This is a genomic window from Rhodococcus sp. MurmanLake-1 (assembly GCF_056945715.1).
The window spans coordinates 246,756-272,720 of record NZ_JBWZNF010000008.1 but is presented as its reverse complement, the minus strand read 5'-3'; the positions used below and the strand labels follow the sequence as shown (position 1 = coordinate 272,720).

Annotated in this window: 24 protein-coding genes and 1 tRNA gene; 15 read left to right on the top strand and 10 right to left on the bottom strand. The window is 62.5% G+C overall.

Annotation, left to right across the window (positions count from 1 at the left end; all coding sequences use genetic code 11):
- Window positions 1-107: 107 nt before the first annotated feature.
- Window positions 108-824 carry a DapH/DapD/GlmU-related protein gene (locus AC2ETI_RS22880; RefSeq protein WP_029254227.1) on the bottom strand — a complete coding sequence of 239 codons (717 nt, stop codon included), beginning with the start codon at window positions 822-824 and terminating at the stop codon, window positions 108-110.
- A 110-nt stretch (window positions 825-934) separates the two neighbouring features.
- Between AC2ETI_RS22880 and AC2ETI_RS22875 the strand changes: the two genes are divergently transcribed.
- Window positions 935-2,035, top strand: coding sequence for a DegT/DnrJ/EryC1/StrS family aminotransferase (locus tag AC2ETI_RS22875; protein WP_042950324.1), 1,101 nt, complete (start codon window positions 935-937; stop codon window positions 2,033-2,035).
- Between the two features lie 3 nt (window positions 2,036-2,038).
- Entirely contained in the window at window positions 2,039-3,019 is a 981-nt protein-coding gene (locus tag AC2ETI_RS22870; protein WP_007731789.1) for a Gfo/Idh/MocA family protein, read from the top strand.
- On the opposite strand, the gene AC2ETI_RS22865 is transcribed toward AC2ETI_RS22870, so the two are convergent.
- Window positions 2,974-5,184 carry a hypothetical protein gene (locus AC2ETI_RS22865; RefSeq protein WP_483634421.1) on the bottom strand — a complete coding sequence of 737 codons (2,211 nt, stop codon included), beginning with the start codon at window positions 5,182-5,184 and terminating at the stop codon, window positions 2,974-2,976. The genes AC2ETI_RS22870 and AC2ETI_RS22865 overlap by 46 nt on opposite strands.
- 145 nt (window positions 5,185-5,329) lie before the next feature.
- On the opposite strand from AC2ETI_RS22865, the gene AC2ETI_RS22860 reads away from it, so the two are divergent.
- The gene (locus AC2ETI_RS22860; protein ID WP_483634420.1) at window positions 5,330-6,136 is read left to right on the top strand and encodes a glycosyltransferase; all 807 of its coding nucleotides are present in this window, start codon (window positions 5,330-5,332) and stop codon (window positions 6,134-6,136) included.
- 85 nt (window positions 6,137-6,221) lie between these two features.
- On the top strand, window positions 6,222-8,096 hold the full coding sequence (locus AC2ETI_RS22855; protein ID WP_037249282.1) for a glycosyltransferase: 1,875 nt from the start codon (window positions 6,222-6,224) through the stop codon (window positions 8,094-8,096).
- Between the two features lie 3 nt (window positions 8,097-8,099).
- Here the strand turns inward: AC2ETI_RS22855 and AC2ETI_RS22850 are convergent, their stop codons facing one another.
- The 6 genes from AC2ETI_RS22850 to AC2ETI_RS22825 all read right to left on the bottom strand — a co-directional run bounded on the left by AC2ETI_RS22850 (window position 8,100) and on the right by AC2ETI_RS22825 (window position 13,457).
- A complete protein-coding gene (locus tag AC2ETI_RS22850; protein WP_050655611.1) occupies window positions 8,100-8,927 on the bottom strand; it encodes a TylF/MycF/NovP-related O-methyltransferase in 828 nt (275 codons plus the stop codon).
- Between the two features lie 46 nt (window positions 8,928-8,973).
- Complete coding sequence (gene rsgA / locus AC2ETI_RS22845) at window positions 8,974-10,044, bottom strand: ribosome small subunit-dependent GTPase A (protein ID WP_483634419.1); 1,071 nt, start codon at window positions 10,042-10,044, stop codon at window positions 8,974-8,976.
- Window positions 10,045-10,241: 197 nt separating this feature from the next.
- Entirely contained in the window at window positions 10,242-11,138 is an 897-nt protein-coding gene (gene glfT1 / locus AC2ETI_RS22840; protein WP_065455074.1) for a galactofuranosyltransferase GlfT1, read from the bottom strand.
- Entirely contained in the window at window positions 11,135-11,941 is an 807-nt protein-coding gene (gene wzt, locus AC2ETI_RS22835) for a galactan export ABC transporter ATP-binding subunit Wzt/RfbE (protein WP_021332840.1), read from the bottom strand. Before wzt ends, glfT1 begins: the two co-directional genes overlap by 4 nt.
- Before the next feature lie 9 nt (window positions 11,942-11,950).
- Complete coding sequence (gene wzm / locus AC2ETI_RS22830) at window positions 11,951-12,823, bottom strand: galactan export ABC transporter permease subunit Wzm/RfbD (RefSeq protein ID WP_021332841.1); 873 nt, start codon at window positions 12,821-12,823, stop codon at window positions 11,951-11,953.
- A 64-nt stretch (window positions 12,824-12,887) separates the two neighbouring features.
- Window positions 12,888-13,457: a bacterial proteasome activator family protein gene (locus AC2ETI_RS22825; protein WP_003943894.1), complete on the bottom strand. Its 570-nt coding sequence runs from the start codon at window positions 13,455-13,457 to the stop codon at window positions 12,888-12,890.
- A 132-nt stretch (window positions 13,458-13,589) separates the two neighbouring features.
- Here AC2ETI_RS22825 and AC2ETI_RS22820 point away from each other — a divergent pair, with 132 nt between their 5' ends.
- On the top strand, window positions 13,590-14,792 hold the full coding sequence (locus AC2ETI_RS22820) for a cysteine desulfurase-like protein (RefSeq protein ID WP_007731767.1): 1,203 nt from the start codon (window positions 13,590-13,592) through the stop codon (window positions 14,790-14,792).
- Window positions 14,793-14,807: 15 nt separating this feature from the next.
- Here AC2ETI_RS22820 and AC2ETI_RS22815 read toward each other — a convergent pair whose 3' ends face one another.
- Window positions 14,808-15,797, bottom strand: coding sequence for an NAD(P)H-quinone oxidoreductase (locus AC2ETI_RS22815; RefSeq protein ID WP_021342496.1), 990 nt, complete (start codon window positions 15,795-15,797; stop codon window positions 14,808-14,810).
- On the opposite strand from AC2ETI_RS22815, the gene AC2ETI_RS22810 reads away from it, so the two are divergent.
- From AC2ETI_RS22810 to AC2ETI_RS22800, 3 genes are all read left to right on the top strand, one after another.
- Window positions 15,796-17,034: an alpha-hydroxy-acid oxidizing protein gene (locus AC2ETI_RS22810; protein ID WP_054825478.1), complete on the top strand. Its 1,239-nt coding sequence runs from the start codon at window positions 15,796-15,798 to the stop codon at window positions 17,032-17,034. The two genes, AC2ETI_RS22815 and AC2ETI_RS22810, sit on opposite strands and share 2 nt — an antisense overlap.
- Before the next feature lie 128 nt (window positions 17,035-17,162).
- Window positions 17,163-17,588, top strand: a complete 426-nt coding sequence (locus AC2ETI_RS22805) for a MarR family winged helix-turn-helix transcriptional regulator (protein ID WP_020968140.1) — start codon at window positions 17,163-17,165, stop codon at window positions 17,586-17,588.
- 50 nt (window positions 17,589-17,638) lie between these two features.
- Window positions 17,639-17,728, top strand: a tRNA-Ser gene (locus AC2ETI_RS22800).
- An 81-nt stretch (window positions 17,729-17,809) separates the two neighbouring features.
- Here AC2ETI_RS22800 and AC2ETI_RS22795 read toward each other — a convergent pair.
- A complete protein-coding gene (locus AC2ETI_RS22795; protein WP_030535796.1) occupies window positions 17,810-18,304 on the bottom strand; it encodes a DUF1877 family protein in 495 nt (164 codons plus the stop codon).
- Between the two features lie 251 nt (window positions 18,305-18,555).
- Here AC2ETI_RS22795 and AC2ETI_RS22790 point away from each other — a divergent pair, with 251 nt between their 5' ends.
- The 7 genes from AC2ETI_RS22790 (at window position 18,556) to AC2ETI_RS22760 (ending at window position 25,925) form a co-directional block, all read left to right on the top strand.
- The gene (locus AC2ETI_RS22790) at window positions 18,556-19,407 is read left to right on the top strand and encodes a glycoside hydrolase family 43 protein (protein ID WP_223257880.1); all 852 of its coding nucleotides are present in this window, start codon (window positions 18,556-18,558) and stop codon (window positions 19,405-19,407) included.
- A 589-nt stretch (window positions 19,408-19,996) separates the two neighbouring features.
- The gene (locus AC2ETI_RS22785) at window positions 19,997-20,680 is read left to right on the top strand and encodes an MspA family porin (protein ID WP_029537404.1); all 684 of its coding nucleotides are present in this window, start codon (window positions 19,997-19,999) and stop codon (window positions 20,678-20,680) included.
- Window positions 20,681-20,771: 91 nt separating this feature from the next.
- Window positions 20,772-21,170: a hypothetical protein gene (locus AC2ETI_RS22780; protein ID WP_019746452.1), complete on the top strand. Its 399-nt coding sequence runs from the start codon at window positions 20,772-20,774 to the stop codon at window positions 21,168-21,170.
- Between the two features lie 62 nt (window positions 21,171-21,232).
- The gene (locus AC2ETI_RS22775; RefSeq protein ID WP_019746453.1) at window positions 21,233-21,571 is read left to right on the top strand and encodes a hypothetical protein; all 339 of its coding nucleotides are present in this window, start codon (window positions 21,233-21,235) and stop codon (window positions 21,569-21,571) included.
- Complete coding sequence (locus AC2ETI_RS22770; protein WP_483634418.1) at window positions 21,568-24,495, top strand: hypothetical protein; 2,928 nt, start codon at window positions 21,568-21,570, stop codon at window positions 24,493-24,495. The genes AC2ETI_RS22775 and AC2ETI_RS22770 overlap by 4 nt, the downstream gene beginning before the upstream one ends.
- Window positions 24,492-25,187 (top strand): Imm52 family immunity protein, encoded by a 696-nt coding sequence (locus tag AC2ETI_RS22765; RefSeq protein WP_003943963.1) that lies wholly within the window; start codon window positions 24,492-24,494, stop codon window positions 25,185-25,187. The genes AC2ETI_RS22770 and AC2ETI_RS22765 overlap by 4 nt, the downstream gene beginning before the upstream one ends.
- A gap of 42 nt (window positions 25,188-25,229) precedes the next feature.
- Window positions 25,230-25,925: a hypothetical protein gene (locus tag AC2ETI_RS22760; RefSeq protein ID WP_223257881.1), complete on the top strand. Its 696-nt coding sequence runs from the start codon at window positions 25,230-25,232 to the stop codon at window positions 25,923-25,925.
- The last annotated feature ends 40 nt before the right edge of the window (window positions 25,926-25,965 follow it).

Sequence of the window (25,965 nt, the reverse complement as noted above, 5' to 3'; positions counted from 1 at the left end):
CCGGTTCGACGTCTTCGACCGGTTGTTCAGATTCGGGAGAGGTACTCACGCGCCTGCATCCCGCCCGTTCGTCATTTCGCAGACGATACCAACCAGGATTTGTCTCGCTAAACCACGAGCGGTTTGTCGGCGCGTTCCCGCCACCAGGTGAAGGCTTCCGAGAGTGAGTCCGGAATGGCCGGTGACGTGCCGAAGCTGCCGGCGGCGTAGAGGTCTTCGATTGCGGAAATATCCGCGTCCGAGATACCTGATCGGCTCATTCCGATCCGGTTGACACCGTTCAACGACACCGGATTGCCGAATGCCTTCGAGAAGGGTGGAACGTCCTTGACCACGACGGTTCCCATCCCGATCATGGATCCGGAGCCGATGATGCGGCGTTGGTGCGCGACAGTGTGCATGCCTAGGTTGACGCTGTTTCCGACGCTGACGTGCCCGGCAAGCGTCGTGCCGGATGACACGACGCATCGGTCACCGATCTGCACGTCGTGCTCGATTCCCACTCTGTTCATCACGAAGCAGTCTTCGCCGATCTCGGTGCGGCGTTCGCTGCCCTGATGGACGGTGCTCAATTCGCGAATCGTCGTTCGAGCACCGATTCGAATTCCCAGACCGGCGCTGACCGACCAGGATGTCGGGTGTAGCGCGCCGAGGATCTCGGGGGGAGCTCCCAAGACCGCTCCCGCGCCGATCCAGCAATCGTCGCCGATCTCGAGTGGGCCGGTCAGCACGGCGTTCGGTCCGACCGTGACCCCTGCCCCGATCAGTACGTCGGCGCCGATGACGGCGGTCGGATGGATGTGGCAGTCGGCTCGTTCAGACATGCGGGTTCCGGAATCCTCTCGAAGTATCGAATCGTGTTTCGATACGCTTCCTGGGTTGTCGGGGTATTTCGTTCCGACGACGGTCGGATGAATCTATCGGAGGTAACTCAGTGATCGCGATATCCAGTATCTCGTTCGGGGAAGAAGTCGAGCGCGAGGTGCTGGACACTCTGCGATCGGGAATCGTCGCGCAGGGACCCAAGGTGAAGCGGCTCGAGGACGAGTTCGCGGCGCTGGTGGGCACGCGACACGCGGTGGCGGTGAACAACGGCACTACGGCGTTGATCGCGGCTCTCCAGGTCCAGGATCTTCAGCCAGGTGACGAGGTTCTGACGACGCCGTTCACGTTCGTGGCCACGCTCAATGCGATTCTCGAGGCAGGCGCGACGGCGCGGTTCGCCGATATCTCCGAGTCCGATTTCAACATCGACCCGGCAGTCGCTGCCGATCGAATCGGTGACCGCACGAAGGTTCTGATGCCGGTTCATCTGTACGGACAGTCGGCGGATATGGGCGCATTGATGCCGCTGGCATCGAAAAACGGTCTGACTGTCGTCGAGGACGCCGCTCAGGCCCACGGAGCGACGTACGACGGGCGAGGCGCCGGCAGTTTCGGTGTGGGTTGCTTCTCGTTCTATGCAACGAAGAACCTCACGACCGCCGAGGGCGGAATGATCACGACCGACGACGACGCGATCGCCGATCGACTTCGGGTCCTGCGCAACCAGGGCATGCGGGCGCGCTACCAGTACGAGATGGTCGGCCAGAACTACCGGATGACTGACCTCCAGGCGAGCTTGGCTCTGCCCCAGATGGCGACGTACATGCAGCAGGTCGAGGCGCGCCGCCGGAATGCGGAGGCCTTGCGTGTCGGCCTGAAGGACGTCGAGGGACTGATCCTGCCGAGCGAACTGTCCGGTCGTGGACATGTCTGGCATCAGTTCACCTTGCTGCTGGCCGAAGACGCACCGATCACTCGCGACCAGTTGAGTGAGCGTCTGGCCGCGAAAGACATCGGTAGCGGCATCTACTACCCGAAGGCCGTCTACGACTACGAGTGCTACCGCGAGCATCCGCGCGTCGTCATCGACGAGACGCCGGTGGCCACTTCGGTGGCGTCGCGGTGCCTGAGCATCCCCGTCCACGCTGCGTTGTCCGCCGGCGACGTCGATCAGATCGTTGCCGCGGTACGCGGCGCCATGGAGGCCTGAAAAATGACTGCTAGCAAGCCACGTATCGCTCTTGTCGGATCCGGTCAGATGGGCTCGCTGCATGCGCGGGTCATCGCGCAGTCGCCGCTGTGCGAGTTGGATCTGCTGATCGAGCCGCGCGAGGAGCAGGGCAAAGCTGTTGCTGCGCGGTTCGATACGCGTTGGGCCGCCGATTTCGACTCGCTCGACGGTATCGACGCCGTCGTGATCGCCGCTGCTACGCCGGCGCACTACGAGTTGGCCGGGCGGGTTCTCGATCTGGGTAAGCCTGTCCTGGTAGAGAAGCCGTTGGCTGCGACGTACGAGCAGAGCGTCGACCTGGTCGATCGTTCGCGCGCGTCCGGTGTTCCACTGATGTGTGGACTGCTCGAACGCTTCAATCCTGCTGTTCGCACCGCCCGCGAGTTCTCCGGCGATGTATGGCAGGTGAACGGTATCCGCCACTCGCCGTTCGTTTCCCGCATTCCGACGGGTGTCGCGACGGACCTGCTGATTCACGATATCGACCTTGCCATCGGATTCGCCGGCTCGGAACCCAGTTTGGCAAAAGGGGAGTTCGGCTACTTCCACCCGACCTCCGTGCAGAACCGGTCGGAAGATTGCGCCGACGCCGTATTGCGCTTCGGATCAGGTGCTGTTGCAACGATTTCCGCGAGCCGGATCAGTCAGCGCAAGATTCGCCAGCTGTCGTTGCTCGAGGCCGATCGACTCATCGAGATCGATCTCTTGCGTCGCGACATCACGATCTACCGGCACATCGACGACAACATGCCTACCGATCGGGACGGCTACCAGCAGCAGACGGTCATCGAAATTCCGACGATCCGCTACAGCGAGGAACCGCTTGCCGCGCAGCTGACGCATTTCCTCGGATTGGTGCAGGGCACCGGTGACGCAGACGGTGAGCGAGCGTCGATTCTGCCCGCTCACCGCGCGGTTCACGAGGTGACGGAATCTGCGTTGGCTGCAGCGTTGTCGTCCTGACCGCTGCGTCGGCGTCGGAAGGCCCACGCTCCTTGAGACAGTGCCAGGAGCAGTCCGACGCCGGCGACAGTCCAACCGAAAGTACTTCCGGGTGGACTGAATTCGATGGTGAGGGTAGATCCGGATTCGGCGCTCGGCGGTAGATCGACCTGCAACAACCCGCCGGGGCTGGCCTTCGTCTCGACCGTCTGACCATCTACGGTCGCGCTCCAACCCGGCCAGGCCAGCAGGGCGAATGTGACCGTGCCTGATCCGGTGTATTCGACGGTTTCCCTGGTGTCCGTAGCGGCGGCATCGCCACGCACGTCGAGACCAGGCGTCGTTGCCGATACGCGACCGTCGGGCCACTGATGCTCGGTGGTGCGATGGCCGACCGTGACCACCCGATCCGGCGATACGGTCCACTCGCCCTCGGGTAGGGCGTCGAGGGCGCGTTTTCCGCCGTACGGTCCGGAATTCTGAACGACGACCGTGTCGACTCGCATCGCGTCGAGCCAGGACACACCCGTTCCCGGCGATTCGGCGAGCAGTCGGTCGACGCCGTCCGGACACTGGACGCCGCCGTAGTAGTTCAAGCACAGTGCTTGAACGAAATCGTTGTAGCTGATTCCGGCGTAGCTGTTGACGGCATTGACTCCGGCGGGCTGCCAGGCGTTGCCGAACAGGAGGTCACCCCACTGCCCGGTTTCGTTGTCCGGCGGGATGTTGACGGGGTCGGCAATCGCGAAAGTGGTTCCCTGGTAACGGTCCTCGAACTTGGACTCCAGGAATGCCACCTGCCTGGGGAACTTCCACGGTGTCACGTTGTAGTTTCCGGTGAACCAGAAATTGGTCTGAGCACTGAGCACGACGACGATGCCGACAGCGAGTGCACCGGCGAGGTAGCGGGGCTTTCGGTAGGCCACGACCAACGCGAAAACGGTGAGAACCACGGTGATGAGCAGCGATGCCGAGTGAATACCGATGTCTTCCGGGACATTCGACCAGGCAAGGTAGAACTGCAGTGCCAACAATCCCGCGGTGATGATTGCTCTCGCCTGGATACGGTCACGATGCAGTCCGGCAGAGAGCGCGACCGCCGTGACCACGATTGCGGGCAGTTGACCGTACTCGAGCAGTCGCGCTGGCCAACGGAACAGCCAGAGATTCGACGGTCCGAGAAGTAGTACGACGTAGATTCCGCCGAATACGAACAGCGAGACGCTGTGGCGGCCCAACTTCTTCAGTGACTTCCATTGAATCCACGGTGCGAGCGGTATGAGGAACCAGGCCAGGTACACCAGTGGAATCGTCATGGCAGGCGAAGCGAAAGCGGTGACGTACGGCTGGTTCGACGGGCCGGAGAGGTTGAGCAGGTCACCGAGATCGGGTCGAAGCGAACCGTCGTTCGCGATTCCGGACTGAGTACGCACCGACACGCCGGTGGTGAAGAGCAATGGTAGATACACGATCAGCGACATCATGATGATCGCTGCCGCGCTGATCATCAGTGATTTGATGCTGCCTGCGCGTTTGATTGCGATGCATTCCGCTATGACAGCGAGGTAGACGACCGCGACACCGACAGCGCCGTACGGGTTTCCGGTGGTCATCGCAAGATAGCCGAAAACGATCGGTACCAGGGGGTTCACTCGGCCGAGGGCGCTGGCGCGGGTAGACCACCAGACGTGGGGGATCCAGGCGAAGGCGATCAGCCCGGACGCCCAACTGGAGGCGTCGAAATAGAGCGTGTATCCGGCGAACGGCATGGCAAATCCGGCGATGAAAGCCATCGACCGATTGGCGCCGTACTGGCGGGCCACCAGATAAACGCCTACCGCGAGAATCGCCATGAATTGCATCTTGACCAGGGTGATTCCGATTCCCAGGTTCGGAATGAGTGCAATGGCAACCGAATCCAGAAGGATTACGGGATTGTATGTCCCGTAAAGGGCTTCGGCTGTGACATTGCCGCCGGCCCACAATTCGGGAATGAGCGTCGGCCATGACCCGGACAGGATTCGCTCGCCGATCGTGTGCCAACCAGGCGTGAAAGCTGCTGCGCTGTCGTCCCAGTAGTAGAACCACCGATTGGAGATCAGTGGGATGGCGGCGACGATCGACACCAGAGCGGCGAGAAGAATTGGCGGCACCACGCGTTGTGCGAGCGGTAAGTCAGATTTCACGATGTGCTTTCGTCTTCGAGTCGATGGCTGTTGTTCGGAGCCTGGGTCGTGCTCTTTTTCTCGGAGCCTGGGCTGCGCCTTGTTTCTCGGAGCGTAGTATTCCGACGAGTTCGAACTGCAGTCGGGGAAGTAAGGAGATCGGGACGTGGCGACATCGCGAACGGAACCCGTTCGTGGGGAACCAGCTACGCCGGAACTCTCGGTGATCATCCCCGCATACAACTCAGGCGAGGTGCTGGAGTCGACGGTGCGTCAATTCGCCGACTACTTCACCAGCCGCCCGGCCGAGAGCGCCGGTCAGGTCGAGATCATCGTCGTGGAGAACGGTTCGACGGACAACACTGCCGACGTGTGTGCTGCTCTGGCAGCTTCCTGGTCTTGGCCTGGAGTGACCTTCCTGCCGATGAGCAGCGACAAAGGGATGGGCGCAGCGCTTCGCGCCGGGACGCTTGCTTCTCGTGGACGACGCGTGTTGCTCACCGCGGACGACCTTCCGTTCGGTTTCGGTGACATCGAAGGCGCCGACCGCGTGATGGCGGATCGAGGGTCCGTCCCGCCGGTGGTCATCGGTTCGAAGGCTCATTCGGAATCAGAGGTGGAACGTGGCTTGCTGCGTTCGGTGATGACGGGTGGATTCGCGACGCTGCGACGGTTGGTGCTGGGTACCCGCACGGGCGACCCGCAGGGAACTTTCATCGTCGACGGTGTCTTGCTGCGTCGAATCGCACCCTCGTTGACCGAGCGTGGCTTCCTTTTCACGACCGAACTGGACTACGCCCTCGAATTGGCCGGAGTACGCCCGGTCGAGGTCCCGATCCGACTCAGCGACGATCATCTGGCGCATGCAAGCCGTATCTCGCCCAAGGACGTGATCCAGATGGCGAAGGGTTTGTTGTCGCTTCGTCGGCGAAAGACCGAGCTGCGGGCGGCCGCTGCAGTGAGTGATCGCTAGGAGTAATCGCGGGTAATCGCGGGTAGACCTGGTGTGTCTCGGTGCCCGGGGCGCCGAGGTGCGGATTCGCGATACCCTGCGGGGCGTGGATACCGTGAACACGACCGATGACCAGTCCGATTCCGGAGTCGAGTTGATCGAACGCAGCGCGACGTCGGATCGACTGCTGGCGCAGCGGACGTTGTTCACCGGAACTTCGCCCGTCGCCAGTGACGAACTGTATGCGGTGACCAAGGTCGGTATGTCGACGCGATCGCGGTTCGAGTTGCGGCTTCAGCCGGGCGCGGTCGCGCACACCAATACCTTCTTCGGTCGTTTTCCGGCCAGCTACTGGCAGCGCTGGACCAATGTCACCGAGGTCACCGTCACTGCACATGTCGTGGCCGATACCGCTTGCCGCATCCAAATCCAGGCCTCGGACATCGGTGGCCACCGTCGTATCGTGACGAACGTCGTCGTGACCGGCGACGAGCGAGTGTCCATGACCGCCCCGCTCGATACTTTCGTCGACGGCGGGGCACTGTGGCTGCAGTTCGAAGCGCAGGGTGGCGGCGCAGTGGTCGACGATGTGGAATGGACCGTCGTCTCGCCGGAGTCGATTCGCCCGGTAGCCGTGGCGATCTGCACGTTCAATCGTGCGGACGACTGTGCGCGCACGGTCGAGGCCCTCGCGTCCGACGAGCGTGTACTCGCGTTGCTCGACGCTCTGTACGTCGTCGATCAGGGAACGGATCCGGTAGAGAGCCGTGAGCTGTTCCAGGAAGTGTCGAAGAAGTTCGGTTCGCGGTTGCAATATCTGCGGCAGGCGAATCTGGGTGGTGCCGGCGGATTCACCCGGGGCCTGTACGAGGCTTCGGCGGCCGGGCCGCACGCCGACGTGATCTTGATGGACGACGACATTCTGTGCGAACCCGAATCGGTTCTTCGACTGAGTGCGTTCGCGAACATGACGACGGAGCCGGCGTTGATCGGTGCCCAGATGCTCTTCCTGTTCAACCCCGACTACCTGCTGGCTTCAGGTGAACGCGTCGATCTGGGCACGCTTCAGCGTGGTGTACCGACCGATGAGCACGGTGTTCGCAACCGGAGTGTGCTCGAGAAGCTGCCGGAACGTCGCGTGGACGCCGAATACAACGGCTGGTGGTCTTGCCTGATCCCTGCTGAAGCCATCGAGCGGATCGGCTTGCCACTGCCGGTCTTCTTCCAGTGGGACGACGTCGAGTACAGCTTGCGGGCTGGGCGGGCCGGGATTCCCACCATCACGTTGCCGTCGGCTGCTGTCTGGCACGCGGACTTCTATTGGAAGGACGTCGACGGTTTTGCGCACTACTTCAGTACGCGCAACGGACTGATCACCGCTGCGCTTGACCCAGGGTTTGCACCCAAAACCCTCGCGAAGCAGCTCTCCCGCGACATTTCGCATTCGATCGTGGGTTTGCAGTACGGCCTTGCACATACGCAACTCCGGGCGATCGAGGGATTTCTCGAGGGGCCGGCAGGTTTGGCGGACGGTGGGCAGAAGGCGCTTGCCGCGATCAACCAGGAACGTAAGCGCTTCCCCGAGACGGTAACTCGCCCGGCCTCCGAGCTGCCGGGGAGGCTGCCGATCCGTCGCGTTGCGCCGAGCCCGAAACCCGGTTTGTGGACAGACCTCGTTTTGGCGAAACGCGCTGTGATGCAGGCACGCAATCACCTCGAGCGGGGTCCGGTGGCGATCTCGTACGAAGACGCGCAGTGGTGGCACGTCGGACGTTTCGATCACGTCTTCGTCACCGATGCTTCGCAGGGAGGCGTGCGTGAACGCCGCTTCGACAGCGAGAAGGCCGCCGAGATGAGCGGTCGCCTCGCCGGCGTCATGAAGCGGTTCCTCGCCGAAGCACCAAGTGTGGCTGAAGCATTCGCTCGCGAGTTCCCGCAGCTCACCAGCCGCGAGAACTGGGCACGTCTTTACGAGAAGTGATCCTCAGCTGGTGATCTCGACGATCACCTGCTCGTTGTCGACGGTGTACCCGAGGTATTCGAACGAGATGCCGGTGCGTGTGACGAACTCCGTCCACGCCCGGTACTCGTGCTGCTGCCACCCGGGATAGTTGAAGAACTCGTCGAAGACGACGATCGACCCGGGGACCAGTCGGTCGCCGAGGAGATCGAGCACGGTCTTGGTGGACGAGTAAAGGTCGGCGTCGAGGTGCAGGAACGCAACGGGGCCGGATTCGTCGTTCAGGAACGAGGGCAAGGTGTCCTCGAAGAGGCCCGGAACAAGTTGCGCTCCAGGCACTTCGGGGATGGATTCCTGAGCGAACTCGCCGACCGGGAACCCGGTGCGCCACGTTTCCGGAAGGCCGGAGAACACGTCGAAACCTGCGACGGTCCCTTCACGTTCGGTGAATGCTTCCGCGACGATCCTGAGTGTGGTTCCGCTGGCAACGCCGAATTCGAGTGCCATGCCGGGGATTTCGATCAAGCCCAGTGCATGGCGCAGCGTGTCGTGCGGGTGGCCGAATGTCTCCGCGACTCGAAGGTGCTCGAGGATGAACTCGGCCGTCGACGCCGTCGCTTCCAGGTCCACGGCGTAGGCCAGATCCCGACGCTGACGAAATTCCAGCTCGTCGATCCTGGACCGGAGGCCCGCGATGTCACCGCGGGCCTCGGCCAGTTCGTCACGTGAGAGAGCCAGCGCGTCGAGGATCTGTTGCGTGCGGTCTGCGTTGCGCCGGTCGGCGGCCTCGACCACCTCGGATACCGCACGCTGAAGCTTGGTCCTGGCGCTGGAACGGAACTGCTCGAACATGGCAACCTCTCGTCGGGATCACTCCCATGCTGCCAGGCTTTCTACGCTACCGGTCCCGACCGCGGTAGTGACTCTTGAGCTGTCGGGAGATCACCTTGATCTCCCGCGTCCTCTCTGCCTGCAGACGAGCATCGCTTCGCGCGGCGTTCCACGCGTTCTCTCGCTGTAGTTTCCGGTAACTCGCGAGTCTCCGCTCGTCGATATCACCGCGCCCGAGTGCGCTCAGGACCGCGCATCCCGGCTCGGAGTTGTGTGCACAGTCGGAGAACCGGCACTCTGCAATCAGCTCCTCGATCTCGGGGAACGTCTTGTCGATTCCCTCCGCCGCGTTCCACATGCCAACCCCTCGCAGGCCAGGTGTGTCGATCAACGTCCGGCCGCCGGAGAAGGGGATCAGTTCTCGTGTGACGGTGGTGTGGCGTCCCTTTCCGTCGCCGGTTCGAACGCGGCCGGTCTCGAGTCGATCGGCACCTGTGGTGTCCGCGAGGAGTGCGTTCGCGAGCGTCGACTTACCGGCGCCGGATGGACCGAGTATCGCCACGGTGCCGTCCAGAACTGCATCGAGTACATCCATTCCTTCGTTGGTCTCGGCACTGACGGCCAGCACTGTTGCGCCGGGCGCGATGGCGCAGACTTGGGTGAGAGTGTCGGAGATATATTGAGCTGCATCGGATTTGGTGAGTGCGATGACAGGTGTTGCGCCGCTCTCCCAGGTGAGTGCGAGTAGCCGCTCGATGCGGCCGAGGTCTACGTCGCCGTCCGAAGCCGTGGCGATGACGACTGTGTCTACGTTCGCAGCCAGAATCTGGCCTTCTGATTTTCCGGATGACGAGGAGCGGACGATGCTGCTCGTTCGGGGGAGTATCGAAGTGACCGTGTGCATCTCGGGTTCGCGGGAGTCCGGTATCTCAGCGACGGTCACCCAGTCACCCGTGCAGAGCGGATCGCCGCCGCTGAGCGCGCGAACTGTGCCTCCGGCGACGGCCACGTCGCACCGGCCGCGGTCGACACGAAGAACGCGCCCGGGTGCGGAGTCCGGTGGGGCGAGGGTAGTGAATGTGTTCGAGAGTGTTGCGTTCCAACCGTATTCGGTCAGGCGCGTGTTGTTTTCCGACATGGTGATTGTGTCCTCGAGTACGAAGAAGTGTGAATGTTGACGGCGCTGAAACTGCGGAACGCGACAGTCATCAATACTCACTCCTCGTACATCTCGGGACGCACCATGCGTCGGATCAGAATCGTCTCAGTCGCGGTCGCGACTGTGCAACTGATTTAAAAGAGATCGGCCAACTGATTCAACTCAGGACGACTGACTCAACTCGGGCGTGCGAACTTCTCTTCCCGGCCGAGTTTGCGCAGTCGCATCCACTCGCGCAGTCCTGCCGGATCGCGGCGGGTGATCAGGAAGTACCAGCCGAACCGAACCCATTCCTGCGGAAGCAGTTTCCGCATTCCCGGCTGGGAGAGGATGTATCCACGGTTGCGGTACGTGAAGTAGCGCTTCGTGTCGTTGTCGGGGTACTGCGTGTGCATGCGACCGCCGAGGATCGGCTTGAACTCGTCCGCGCCGTTGGGGTGGACGTAAGCAGTTTGCAGGCAGGTACCGAACTTCAGGCCGGAGCGGACGAGGCGACGGTGTACCTCGACCTCGTCGCCGCGGACGAACAGGCGTAGATCCGGAACTCCGACGGCATCGATCGCGTCGGCTGTGAACAGTGCGCCGTTGAAGAGAGACGCGATGCCTGGCAGGAGATCCTCGTCGCCGAGCTCGGAACGCAACCGGCGCCACGACGTGCCGCGGCGCAGTGGGAACGCGAGGCGGTCGGGGTTGTCGATGTCGCAGACGACGGGGGAGACCTCGGCCAGGTCGTTCCGAATTGCACAGTCGAGCAGTGTTTCCAGGACTTCGGGTCCCTCCGGGCGGCCGTCGTCGTCGGCGAGCCAGACGCGGTCGGCACCGAGCGAAAGTGCGTAGAGAATGCCCAGAGCAAATCCTCCGGCACCGCCGAGGTTGTGCTGAGAACCGATGTAACTGGTCGGCAGTGGAGCGTTGTCGACGAGCTCTTTCACATCGGCTTCGTCGGCGTTGTCGACGACAACCAGGTGATCGAGCGGCCGCGACTGGGTGCTGAGGACCTTCAAGGATTCGGCCAGCAGTTCACGACGCTTGTGCGTGACGACAACCCCGATGATTTTCTCGGGTGCGCTCACGGGGTGTTCTCCCGTTCCATCTCCTTGATCACGTGACGCACGTGTTCGGCGGCGTCGTCACCTTCGTAGGCGCGCACGACGTCTTCGATGTCGCCTTGCATGCGGATCTGGCCGTGGTCGATCCACATCGCGCTGTTGCACAGCTGAGCGAGGAATTCGTTGGAGTGGCTGGCGAACACCAGGATGCCGGAGCGTTCCACCAGCTTCTGCAGCCGGATGCGGGCCTTCTTCATGAATTCGGCGTCGACGGCACCGATGCCCTCGTCGAGAAGCAAGATCTCAGGATCGATACTGGTCACGACGCCCATGGCAACGCGCACGCGCATGCCGGTGGAGTAAGTGCGTAGCGGCATCGAGAGGTAATCACCAAGTTCGGTGAATTCGGCGATCTCGTCCATCTTCGCGAGCATCTGCTTGCGGGTCTGACCGAGGAACAGGCCGCGGATGATGATGTTCTCGTACCCGGAAATTTCCGGGTCCATGCCGACACCGAGGTCGAAGACGGGTGCGACGCGTCCGCGAATGCTGGCGGAGCCCCGGGTGGGTTCGTAGATTCCGGAGAGCAGGCGCAGCAGGGTGGATTTGCCGGCGCCGTTGTGGCCGACGAGCCCGATGCGGTCGCCTTCCTTGAGCGTCATCGTGATGTCGCGGAGCGCTTCGACGACAACGACGTCGGAGTCGTTGCGGCCGATGGATCCTCCGGCTTTGCCGAGAAAGGCCTTCTTGAGCGAGCGGGATTTCGCGTCGAAGATCGGGAAGTCGACGCACGCGTTCTGCGTGTGGATGCTGACTGGCTGACTCATGTGTTTCCTCTAAACCCAGTAGGGCACGCGTGCCCGGTACTTGCGGAGTGCCAGGATCGCGACGGCCCAGCCGACGATGGTGAAGGCGATGACGATGTACCAGTGGTACGCCTGCTGGTCGGCTCCGATGAGTGGTGCTCGGATGATCTCGAGGTAGTGGTACAGCGGGTTGAGTTCGGCAAGCCGGACTCGCTCGCTGGCTTGCCCGCCCTGGTCCTTGAGGGCCTGAGTTGTCCACATGATCGGCGTCAGCACGAACAGCAGGAGCGTCATGCTGCCCAGGATGGGGGCGATGTCGCGGTATCGGGTGGAGAAGATGCCGAAGACGATCGAGACCCACAGTGTGTTCGCCACGATCAGCACGAATGCCGGTATTGCCGCGAGCGCCGTCCAGCTCATGTTCTGCCAGATGCTGAACGCGAACAGCAGAACTATGTAGATCGCGAAGTTGTGCGCGAAGAACAGCACCTGACGCCAAACCAGGCGATATACGTGCACGCTCAACGCCGACGGCAACTGCTTGATCAGGCCCTCGTTGGCGATGAAGACCTCGGAGCCTTCGAGGATGCCTGCACTGATCAGGTTCCACACGATCAGCCCGACCGTGACGTACGGCAGGAACTCCTTGAGCGGAATGTTCAGCAGCGCAGAGTACAGAAGACCCATCGCGGCGGCCTGGACGCCGGTGGAGATCGTGATCCAGAACGGACCGATCACCGACCGGCGGTAGCGCTGTTTGATGTCCTGCCAGCCGAGGCTGAGCCACAACTCACGCTGATTCAGACCGTCGCGAAGGTCTTTGAACGCACGACGGAACGTCTGGGAGTCGGACACGGGCGCAGGTGCGTCCGGCGTCTCGGATTCGATTGCGGATGCTGACACGGAGGTCGAGCCTACCGGCCTGGCGTCGGCGCCGGATTTCCCTCGGACCTAGTGGTGGTCCGGGTTACAGATACTGGCCGGTTCCTGGGCTCTGTTGGTCCGGATGTGCAGGCGAATGCGGAGCCCCGATGCTCATGCCGGGAGGCAGTGCGCCTTGACGCATTTGTTCGAGCTGAGCGCGCGCTGCCATCTGCTGGGCGAACAGTGCGGTTTGAATTCCGTGGAACAGTCCTTCGAGCCAGCCGACGAGTTGGGCCTGCGCGATTCGCAGTTCGGCGTCGGAGGGAATGGAGTCGTCGGTGAACGGGAGGCTCAGTCGCTCGAGTTCTTCACGGAGTTCGGGTGCCAGGCCTTGTTCCAGTTCTCGGATGGACGAGGTGTGGATGTCCTTGAGGCGCTTGCGGCTGGCGTCGTCGAGCGGTGCGGCGCGCACTTCTTCCAAGAGTTGTTTGATCATCGTGCCGATTCGCATGACCTTGGCCGGCTGCTCGACCATCTCGGCGACGGACTCGGCTTCGGATTCCGCGCCTTCGGTGGTGCCGGAGGTGGAGGCCTCTGCCTCGGCCGCCGGCATCGCGACGGGTCGACCGTCGGGTCCGATAACGAGTACCTGCTCTTTGTCGGGGTTCGTCATGCTTCCATCTTGTCGTGTGTGGGCGACAAACGCCGCGTAACCCCCAAAAAGTTAGCTATCGAATAACTGTACTGACGGGTAATTGGGTGACTGCCTTCGACTAAGCGGGCGTCTGCACCTAGAGTGTCGAGCATGGCTTACGACGTTGCCCGCGTACGGGGGTTGATTCCCTCACTCGGTGACGGCTGGATCCACCTCGATCCGCAGGCCGGAATGCAGATCCCGGACGCCGTCTCGCGGACGGTCTCCACGGCGTTCCGTGCCTCTGCATCTTCTTCCTCCGGTCGCCACGTCTCGAACCGTCGTAGTGCTGCCATTCTCGAGAGTGCGCGCACCGCGGTCGCCGATCTGGTCGGCGGAGATCCTGCGGGAGTCGTTCTCGGATCAGACCGAGCGGTACTGCTGGCTTGGCTCGCCGAGTCGCTGAGTTCGCGGTTGGGCCTGGGAACCGGTCTCGTGCTCTCGCGCCTCGACGAAGAGGCGAACGTCGCACCCTGGCTCCGCGTGGCCAGTCGCTACGGCGCCCAGGTGCGATGGGCCGAGGTCGAAATCGAAACGTGCGAGCTCCCGAGTTGGCAGTTCAACGATCTCATCACCTCGACGACTCGCTTGGTGGCCTTGACAGCCGCATCACCGGTCGTCGGTTCGGCTCCGAACGTTCGCGCCGCAGCTGATCGTCTGCACGAATTCGGCGGACTGATGGTGGTCGACGCCGTCGGCGCAGCGCCATATGCGCATGTGGACATGGCTGATCTCGGGGCGGACATCGTTGCCGTCAGCGCGCCGTCGTGGGGCGGTCCACAGGTGGGCGCACTCGTCTTCCGCGATCCCGGACTGCTCGACCGAATTCCGGCCGTGTCGCTCAACCCGTACGCGCGTGGTGCCGAGCGACTCGAGGTGGGCGGTCATCAGTTCGCGCTGCTGTCCGGTCTCACGTCGTCGATCGATTTCCTGGCGGGCTTGGACGAATCGGCAACGGGAACCAGGCGTGAGCGCCTCGAAACCTCGATCAGCTCGCTGCAGGACTACCAGGACGGTCTGTTCGATCACCTCATGCGTTCTCTCGCAGCCCTGCCCAACGTGATGGTGATCGGCGGCGCACCCACGCGGGTGCCTACGCTCAGCTTCACGCTCGAGGGGATGGCGGCAGACAAGGTCGCCGCGCACCTGGCCGACAAGCGCATCGCAACGGTCAGCGGTACGCATGGTGGTTCCAGGCTGCTCGACGCACTCGGCGTCAACGACGAAGGCGGCGCGGTCACCGTCGGCCTTGCGCCGTACACGACGCGGTACGAGATCAATCAGCTGGTCGCCGAACTCGGCGCCCTGGGCTGATCGATCCCGCTCGGCTCACTTCACGGTGAGGATGACCTTGCCTACGGTTTCCGGCGAATCCAGCAACTGATGGGCTAATGGCGCCTCGGTGATCGGAAGTTCGGTCGACACGATCGGTTGAACCGATCCGTCGGCGATCAACGGCCACAACTTCGCACGGACGTCGGCGACGATGTCCGCTTTACCGCCGGGGCCGGTGAGCGGACGCCCGCGCAGGCCCGTCGACGTGATGTTTCCGCGCTTTCCCATCAGCTTGGCGATGTCGACCTCGCCCGTGCGGCCACCCTGCATTCCGATGATCACGACGTGGCCATCCATGGCGAGTGCGTCGACGTTGCGCCCGAGGTACGACGCTCCCATGTTGTCCAGAACCACATCGGCGCCGTGGTTGTCGGTGGCTTCGGCGAGTGATGCTACGAAGTCGCTGTCGCGATAGTTGATGAGAATATCCGCGCCCAATTCGCGGCAGCGGTTCAATTTGTCCTCCGAACCCGCGGTAACTGCGACGCGGGCGCCGAGGGCTTTGCCGACCTGGATGGCGTGGGTGCCGATTCCGCCGCCACCGCCATGGACGAGTAGTACCTGTCCGCGTCGTAGGCCGCCGCGCATCACGACGTTCGACCACACCGTGCACGCAACTTCCGGCAGAGACGCTGCGACACGGAGATCGACGCCCGCGGGAACGGGGAGAAGTTGTGTTGCCGGGACCGCAACCTTCTCGGCATAGCCACCGCCGGCCAGCAATGCGCAGACTTCGTCGCCGACGGACCAACCGGTGACGTCTTCGCCGAGTTCGGTGATCACACCCGAGCATTCGAGGCCGAGAATGTCACTCGCGCCGGGCGGCGGCGGGTAGAAGCCTTGACGTTGGAGCAGGTCGGCGCGGTTGACTGCGGTCGCGGCGACCTCGACGAGTACGTGCCCGCGAGGTAGTTCAGGATCGGGCTGCTGCGCCCATTTCATGACCTCGGGACCGCCGGGCTGATCGATCGTTATGGCGTACATGGATACGACGCTAGCGAATCTCCCCGCTGACGGGTGTTTTGCCGCTACCGTCGCGGACGTGACTTACTTCGGGAACATGCAGAACGAGATCTATCTGACGGGACTGAGCGGCGCGAAGCCGGCTTTGCCGATGACTGCGGCAGGCTTGGAAGATGCCGCGCGCGAGCAACTCTCACCAGAGGCTTTCGGGTACATCGCCGGTAGCGCGTCGACCGAACGAACCGCGGTGTCGAATCTGCGGGCGTTCGACAAGCATGCGATCGTGCCGCGGATGTTGCGGGGGACTGCGGCGCCCGACGCGCGTGATCTGAGCGTCGAGGTGTTGGGGACGCGGTTGGCTGCACCGATCCTGACGGCTCCGGTGGGCGTGCTCGGCTTGGTCCACGACGACGCCGAGGTTGCGGTCGGTTCGGTCACTGCCGAGTTGGGGATCGGATCGATTCTCTCGACGGCGGCATCCTCGACCATCGAAGACGTAGCGGCGGCCTCCGGCGAGAACTGGTGGTACCAGCTGTACTGGCCGGCCGACGACGAGCTTGCCGAGTCGTTTGTCCGTCGGGCGGAGACGGCGGGTGCGAAGGCAATCGTCCTGACTGCCGACACTCCCGGTATGGGTTGGCGTCCAAGGGATCTCGAACTCGGTCACCTCCCGTTCCTGCAGGCGAAGGGTATTGCCAACTATCTGTCGGATCCGGTGTTCCGCGCAAAACTGGCCACGCCTCCCGAGGAGAGTGCAGAAGCCCTGCAGATCGCGGTTCTGACGTGGGTGTCGCTGTTCGGCAATCACGCGGTGCGGATCGCGGATATCGCGAAACTTCGCCAGTGGACGACACTTCCGATCGCGGTGAAGGGAATTGTCCATCCCGACGACGCACGTGAGGCCGTCGCGGCCGGCGCCAACGGCATTGTGGTGAGCAACCATGGTGGGCGTCAGGTCGACGGGTCGATTTCGGCACTCGACGCTCTCGGTCCTGTCGCTGATGCGGTGGGGCATGAGGTGGACATTCTGATGGACTCCGGAATTCGTTGTGGCGCAGACGTAATCAAGGCTCTCGCCTTGGGTGCGGACGCAGTGCTGTACGGACGGCCGTGGGTGTACGGGTTGGGATTGGCCGGAGCGGACGGAGTGCGTCATGCATTGCGCAGTCTCCTGGCCGACCTGGATCTCACCATGGGGCTGGCGGGGCTGGCATCGGTCGCCGAAATCGATTCCTCGATCCTCATGTCCAATTCGTGACTTTAGGGTGAGTCTTACTGTGACGGGCGGACACAGGTCTAAACTTGGAACCTGTGACAGCTGAAGCGACAACCGAGGAGACCTCGCAGGCGGCGCACGGTGAGACACCGTGGCTGACGCCATGCGAGATGCGTGCATGGCGCGGCTACATGGACGGTAATCAGCGCCTCATGGAGGTTCTCAACCGCGAACTGCAGGATTCACACGACCTGTCGTTGGCCGATTACCGCATTCTGGTCATGCTCTCGGAGTCAGCTGACGGGTCGTTGCGGATGAGTGACCTGGCAGACGGCGTGCTGTCTTCGCGCAGCCGCCTCACGCACCAGATCCGGCGGATGGAATCTCAGGGCATCGTCGTGCGCGACACTTGCGTCGAAGATGGTCGCGGCGTACTTGCGCGGATCACGGAAGAGGGTAGGCGTCGCCTCGCCGAGGCGGCACCTACTCACGTGGCCGGAGTGCGGAACAATCTGGTCGATCTGCTGACTCCCCAGGAACTGGACGTGCTGGCAGACGTCTTCGAGAAGGTCGACAAAGCCATCGGCGAGCGCTGACGTCGGAGCCGTTTTCGCGGTCCGCGGGAACACCCGATAGGATCGCCCACGGAAGCGTGGCAGAGCGGCCGAATGCACTCGCCTTGAAAGCGAGCGTGGCGTTAAACCCACCGGGGGTTCAAATCCCTCCGCTTCCGCCAAAGCAAAGGCTCTGACCTCGGACTTCGGTCCAGGTCAGAGCCTTTACTGTTTTCAGAGTCACACTGCTTGGGTAGTGGGCGTCAGAACCGCACGGTGAATACCACGTGGCGACGCTCTCGGGCCGCGCGCTGGAAAAAGTCCGCCACTTCCTGAAGCCAGCCCCAGGCGTACCCGCGCTCGTCGGAGCCGTACTCCGGGTTGCGGTCGTCGAGTGGCATCGCGTCGTAGCGCACGCCGAACTCGGATTCGGTGACTTCCGCCAGGTACGAGGAGACTTCGGCGACCCGATCGGGTGCCAGGTAGGTGACGAGTTGGTCGTCGGTGTCGGTGTTGAGGTCTTCGTCCCCCAAGATCACGCCGTAGGCCGGCCAGTTCTCGGACACGCGCTCGTACCCCGTGCTGGAGAGGGCGCACAGGATCGGATCCCACGCCTTGTCCGTGTCGCACGAGAACTCGGATCGGCCCGTCTCCTCGATGTCCTCGACCACAGCGCCGAGTTTGTCGTCGTCGCCGCGCGCGTCCAGAAGTTCCGCTGCCACGCTGTCTGACAGCGCGAAATGCACCCCAAGTTCCATGGCGTGATGCTAACGGCCGACCTTGCCGGCGTCCCGCCGTCACTACAAGACGAATCGCCTTAGGTAACGATCCTGCTCTGCCTCCGACCGAAGTTACCCATCGTGCGCTAGCTGTCATACATACTGCATCGGTGATTCCGACAAAACGGACCGGCCTTTCTGCTGTATCGCTGGTGATCCTCGTCGTCGCGGGGTTGCTGGTCGCAGCCCCTGCCAGCAGCGCCGCGCCGCCGCCTGACTGGAAATACACAATGGTGGCGTTCAGCAACGCCAGCGACCGTGACATGGATGTCTACGAGTCGGCCGACGGCACCGGCTTTCAGCTCGTCCAGCAGTCGGCGTACAGGCCGCCGTCTGGGCTCGTGCGTGATCCGAGCATCTTCCGGAACACGGACGGGCTGTACTACCTCACCTACACGACGGGTGGTGGGGCGAACATCGGTTTCGCACGCAGCAGCGACCGCATCAATTGGACACCGCTGGGGAACTATCCGGTTCCGTTTTGCTGCGCGTTGATGCCTGGAACGGGAGATGGCACCGGTTCTGCGAGCCCGCCGGGCTTCTCGGGTTCGGCCGGTTTCAGCGACGGACCGTCGCTGTCACCATTCGTTACCAAGGCCTGGGCGCCTGAATGGTTTGTGGACGGCGATCGTGTCAACGTCATCCTGTCGATGTCGACCGGTGGAGGATTTGTGCCGTATCTGATGACGGCGTTGGAACCGTCGCTCCGGTTGTGGAGCCCGCCTGTTCCGCTCGCCGGGATCGGTGCGGACCACATCGACACCACCGTGGTCAAAGTCGGATCGACCTATCATGCGTTCACCAAGAACGAGACGAAGAAGGTCGTCGAGCATGCGGTCGCTCCTTCGGTGACGGGACCTTATTCGTTTGTCCCGCCAGGGAATTGGGGTTCGCTTGTCGAAGGTCCGGCCGTAGTTCAGTTGCCGAGCGGCGACTGGCGGATCTATCTCGACGCCTATACCGAAGGTAAGTATCTCTACTCCGACAGCACGGACGGGCTGAATACCTGGTCGCCTGTGCAAGAGGTTCCTGGGGTGTCCGGGACTGCACGGCATCTCGGCATCATGAGAGAACCGGCATAACTTTCGACTCCGAGTTGGTAGGGCTCTGATCAAGGACTGCGGTCTTGGTCAGAGCCCTTTCTCGTACATGCGTACTACTTCTGCGCGTCGTCTGCACGTATCAGTGATTGACAAGCTAACGGTGCGACGCAAGTGGGTCTTGCGAGTTCGCGCCGACCACGAAGTGAACATCTCCGCGTGAACCATGCAGAGTTGCGCTCCTAGGCCCCGCTCAGGTGTCTTGATTGCGATCGATTGCCAAGTAGTGCCTGTTGGTTGCACATTCAAGTACGTGCACTGGCTGGATGTCCGCACTTTCGGCCTTCAAATGCCCTGAGGCCCACGAAACGTGGGTTCAGTTCGGTTTGCCACACCGTTTCTGAGGGTTCTTCTTACCTTCAAACCGTGACCTTGCTCATAGTGGGACCTAGGTCCTTTTTGCTGATGATAAGCCTGTCGATATATATCTGTTACCGAAAGTTCACCCTAAATCCAAGATGGCGGAGTCGGCGCGCTGGCGGGCAAACAGGACGATTGGTACCGTCCGGTAACCAATTCAGTTAGTTGTCGGCTACCGCTCTGGTTGCTGTGTCACGTGGAGGAGCAGTTCATGTCGCTCGAATCGCAAAACGGCCTATCCCATCGTCGATCGAGGGTCGCAGTGGGGCTCGCGACGTGTGCGGTTGCCGCGCTGTCGTCTGGTGTGGTCTTCGCAGGGAGTGCATCGGCAACGCCGACGGCGTTGGCGGACAAATTCGCGAGCACTGTCACCGATGACGGTTGGTCGTTGGATCTTGCCGCCACGAAACTGTCGGCGAACCCGGTGCCGAATCTGGCGACGACGGCGTTCACCCGTGAGGGGTTCGTGTCGGCGAAGGTGACCGGCACGATCGGTGGTCAGGGCGATTCGGCAGTGAAGACCGGTTATGTCGAGCAGGGATTGCAGATCGGCTGCCAGATCGATGTTTCCTCCGGACTTGGCTTGGGGCTTGGTTTTTCGCTCGGCCCGTCTGTCGGTGTGAGTATTTCGGGTGTCCCGTCGGCGAACGTGGGTGTGAATGCGTCGGTGAATCCGAGTATTCAGTCGACGATTGCGCCGGGCACGATCACGACGATTCCGTTGGGGAAGAAGGATCTCGAGTCGTCGAAGGCGTCGATCACGGCAGAGAACGTGCACGTGAAGGTTGATGCGTGCATGGGGCCGGTGACGATCCGCTCGTACGCACAACTGTCGGTGTCGACGGCGACGTCCGACAACACGTTGTTCGTGTACTCCGATCCCGCCTGGCTCTGACCCTCGCAGACTTCGCCGGCGCTGCTGGCGAGTAATTCCTGATCCGTCCCGTCCCGGGGTGGTTACTCATCACGCTCACAAAGGAGAAATCATGAAGATTCGTACCTTGGCCACTGCCGGAACCCTCAGCGCAGGTATCGCCCTGATCGGTGTTCTCGGCGCCGGCGTGGCATCTGCTGCAACTCCGATCGTCGAACCTGAGCAGGGTCGGATCGGTCTGTCGCTCTCGAATGCGGAAACCGCGGCGTTGGCGGCGAGCCCGATCCCGGACGCCATCTCCGACATCGTTCCAGGCTCGCAGCGGTGGATTGAGCTCGCACCGGGCTCGGCGCTCACCGTCGGCCCCGATGGCAAGCTCAGCGCCCCCGACCGCGTAGTGATCGGCGAAGCCGCTGCACATGCTGGTGGCTACGTCGATGTCTACCTGGCTGATCCGAACAACCCGGCCAACGCCGGGTACGTCACCCTGGCCTACCAGTACTGGAACTGATACCGCGCCCAGTACCGGCGACTCGTTGTCCCCGCTCTCCCTTCCTGTTTGGAGTTCCAGCCATGACCGTCAACAACGCCGAACGTCGCAGTGTGCAAACGGAACCCGCTGCCGTCGACAGCAAAGACGTTGCAGACGTTGATGACTGGGATCCGGACAGCGAACTCAGTCCACTTTCCAAGGCTGTGATCGCCACCGCAGTCGGACTGGGGTTGCTGATCGCGGCATTCGCGGTGATCGGGAAGCTCGCCGGCTGGGCGAACGACTACGGGACGATCCTGGTTTACCTGGCATTCTTCTTGTGGATGTCGATCTCCGGACGGTTGTTCTGGTGGGGCGCAGACAAACTCATCGCGCTACTCCGAACGAAGAAGAGTGACAATCGTGGTGCGCACCGGTGAAGTCCGGTAGACGACTTCGCCGGACTCTCGCGGGAGTGCTTGCCGCCGGGGCGCTGTTGACCGGAGCGGCCGGAGTGATCGGTGCGGGAATCGCACTCTCCGCCGCTCCGGCGAACGCGACGCCGGAAGAAGACTGCGCGGCGGTGCGGGCACGTGATCATCAGATCTACCTGAATCTCATTGCGTCGCTGCCACCTGGTGCGCCCATCCCGCCAGAGATCATCAACCCGTGCCTGAGTGCGCCGTCCACGACGTCGACAGCTGCGCCGACGACCACTGTCGGGCTCCCCGGTGCGCAGGCTCCAGGCGGTGGCCCAAATGTCGGGGCCAATGCTCCGACGAACTTTCCCACCTACAACGGCACCCCCATCGTCCCTGTGCCGACGATCGAGGTTCCGCCCATTACTTCCGAGTCCCCGGCCTCGGAAACTGGTGTCGGTGCATTCCCCAATGCATCGGCATCAGCGGTTCCCTCACCCACACCCACCCCGGGTGAGGGAACCACCACCGATCGCGGTCCAGGACCGATCCCCGCGGATTCGGATTCGGATTCGAATATCGCACCGGCCCAAACGGTTCCGGATCCGGCAGCAGATGTTTCCACAACCGGGGAGGACTCGGGCCGTGACAGGTATCTCGAACTGGTCCTCGTCGGGGCCGCGGCGTTCACCGCTGCGGGTATCGGAGTGCGCGGGCGGCCGGGACCTTTCAGCCCCCGCACGCCCGAATCAGTACTCTCCCAGGCGGTCGGGACTGTCGCGTCGCCGTTGACTGCGTACGCACCTGGCGGGCAGTCCTCGTTGCGGGTGTTCGATCCGATCACCGGCGGAAGCCGGTTCTTCTTCCTGATCCACGACGAAACGTCGTCGCACGAATCCGTGATTCCGGTGACGGTGCCGCCCGGCGGTCACATGAGTGTCAACCCCGATGGCACGGTCACCGTCTTCGACGCCGACGGGAATCCGGTCTCGACAATCGATGCCCCGTGGGCGTACGACGCCAACGGCACTCCTGTTCCGACGCATTACGAGATCCGGGACGGGCAACTCGTTCAGGTCGTCGACACCGCCGGTATCGAGAACCTGCTCTACCCGATCCTCGCCGACCCGGAGCTGACACCGGAAGAACGTGCTGCGCTCGAAGCGCAGGCGAACTTCATCGGCCCGATGACCCCGGAGGGCGAACAAGCACGCAGGGACGCACAAAACGTCCTCGCCGCCAACCCCCCGGAGCCGGCAGATTCAGGCCTCGAGCAGCTCATGCTCGGTGACCCTAACTCCGAGGCCTCCGAACCGCCGATCACCGAAACAGGAACCGGAAACCCTGTCGGCGACGCGATACTCGCCGATCAAACCCAGGAGCCGATCACTTCGAACATCGGCGGGCAGGACTACACCACCGAACCCGCTGTCAGCGACGTCTCGTTCACGGACGAAAACGGAACCAACTGGTCCGGCACACCTTCGAAGGTGCCGAACGTGTGGAGCTGGACGTACACCGACGCGCAGGGAGAAGAGCACGACCTGCAGGTCACCTACGACGAGCAGGGACGCCCCTACCAGGTTTTCGACCATTCCAACTCGGAACTGTCCTTGTACGATTGGAGCACCGGCGAACCAGTTCGGATAGCCGACGCGCAGCATCTGGACCCCGGTGTCGCTTTCGATCAGCCCTACACCGACGAGATCATGAGCTTCGTCGTCCCACCGCTGCGCGGGGCCCGTCTGGCCGTCGGCGCGATCCGGGCTGAAGACCTGATCGTCTCGAACCGGACAACACCCACCCGGCCCCCGGTTACTTCACCATCGACCCCTGCTCAAAACATTCCCCGGCCGGGCACACTGCCACCGCGCGGCATACCCGTCATCGACGGCACAGTTCCACCTGCCGAACATGACCACCCCACGATCCCTTCCGTGAATGAACCTGCACGCCCGGATCCCACGATTCCGGAACCCTCGCAACCCACTTCGCCCGGCGATCCCGACCGCGGCCAGTGGGAGCCATCCACGCCGGGGGAGATCGGTGATCCAGGGCCGAACCTGACACCAGGAATTTCTACCCCGAATGTTCCCTCGCCAGGTCAGGTCGAGGAACCGAGTGCGCCGACTCTGCCCGATGTCGGGCAGGTGCCGGTGAATCCGGACGCTCCCGGCGCTCCGCAGCAACCCGGACTACCGGAATTCGACCCCTTCGCCACCGATCCGAGCACCATTCCCAGCCCTGGCGTCATCGAGGATCCGACGCAGCGACCCGCGGTCACGATGCCTCCCACACAGCCTGACAGCCCGGAGGGACCAGGGGTTGAACAGGATCCGTTGTGGTGGATGCCGTTCGCACGAGAAAAACCACCGCAACTCGCACCCGGCGAAACACCGCCGGACATCGTGGAGGTCGAAGGAGTCGGCCCGTTGGATCTGCGTACGTTGCAGTCCCGGATCATCGGTGATCGGGATGGCACCGATGTCGGGGTATGGGGTGATGCAGGCGAAGGTCTCCGGTACGACGCCGCTCGGAGGTTGAGGCCTTCTCGGGTATTTCAGGAACTCGTCACGCTGGTGGACGGGCAGTTCGCGTTCATCTTGCCATTCGATGCCGGGAAGAACGGTGAGCTCAAGTTCGACGGTTGGTTCCCGGACATGAACGTCATCGTCGATGCGAAACACATCTACGACTTCATCTTCGACCGGAACGGTGAACCTTACGTAACGGACTTCCGGGGCCGTGTTTGGCAAAAAGATTGGCCCAAGACCGCTCAGGCGCAGCTCGATGCCCTCGCACAAGCCGGGATGGACGCTGAGCTCGTGTGGGTGATGCTCAACGAACAATATGCTGAACTCGCCTTGAGAGGCTTCGACGACGAGAACGTCGTCGGTGTCACGGTGGAAACTATTGCGCAATGGTTGGAAAGGACGGGGCGATGAGCTTTTTCGGGCGGCGGCCGACAGTGGGCGGGTATTGGGGCACGCGGGTGCAGTCGAGTCAGGAGGTGGCGCAGACGATGCGGGCCTTCCTCGACGATCTGGAAGCGATCGACCCGGGGTTGGCGTTGCCGTGGGTCTCGACTGCCGAGTTCGACAAAGTGCCAGCAGATCTCAGCGTGGACGGGTTGGTGCGAATCTTCGAGCATTCCCGCTCGAAGGAGATGGGGTATTCGGACACCCCGGGACCGGGCTACGACGTCGACTTGTCACCCGAAGACGGGACCGCGCGGCGGATCATCGCCAGGGTCGGCGGGCTGGAAACCAGTGCCCCCAACAGTGTCCGGGTGTCGTTGCCGACGGAGAAGGATGTTCCCCCCGAATTGCGACGGTTGCTCGAACCGGATGTCGGGGACGCGATCATGAAAGTGATCGTCAAGCATTGGGAACCGGATCGGGCTCGGTGGAGCATCGGCGACTACCTCGATCTGCAACCGCGAGTTAGAGGTCAGATCCAGGTGGGATGGGAAACGTACTTCCATTCCGGAGTTACGTTCGATCGCAGCGCGCTGCCCCAATCTGCGGCGGTAGAGGAGCTGCCCACTGGCACGTTGATTCGGTTGGGGGACAAGCCAATGGAGGTCGATGCCGCCGACATCGTGGCGGTGCGGGCGGCGTTGGGTTACCCGGTGTAGCGCCAGAGACTGTTCCGATTGGTCGATCGTCTTCGAGCAGGAGTGACGTTGTCTGCTTCATCTTTACGTCGCGATCCGGCGTCCGGGTTGACCGTGAAAGTCATGGCGCGGAAGGGGCCGCCGGAAGCCGAATCGGTCACCGCAGTGCTGGCAGCGCGGTCACTGCAGTTCCTTCGAAAGCTTGACCCAGTCTTTGACGTCGACATGTATCGCTCCGTGAGGAATGACCTTCCCGACGGCGTTACGGTCGAGCAGGCTCTGGCATTGAATGGTGGGCGGATCCTCACGCCTCAGGCAGAAGGCCTCCTCGAGGCCGCAATGATCGAGAGCAGAAAGTCTCCTGATGCCGCAGGCGGGATTTACCCACTCTCATTCGGGCATCAACTCAGGTTGTTCACCGACAACGGAAACATCGAAATTCTCATCGGATTCGGGAGTACGGCAGGAGCAGGTTCCTTACTTTGCACCTTCATCTGGCCGTACCCAGGGGGCTTCGCCGATGAATCTCTGATCTCACTGTCATTGAAACTCGTCCAGGGTATGGCCGATATCTGGGACGCTCCCACGGCCGTGCTCTACCGGGATGCGGAGCTCACACCTCAGTACAACGTGCCCGGCGACGCAACGGTGGGCAGTTGCACCTACTTCGGCCCTGAGATGCCGATCAACGAAACGCAGATCCCACCCACTGTCGAAGCTTTTCCGTACAAGAGAAGGAGCGATCGTCATCCAGCGTGATCCACGCGCCCCGTTGGTTGCCGACGATATCCGAAGCATC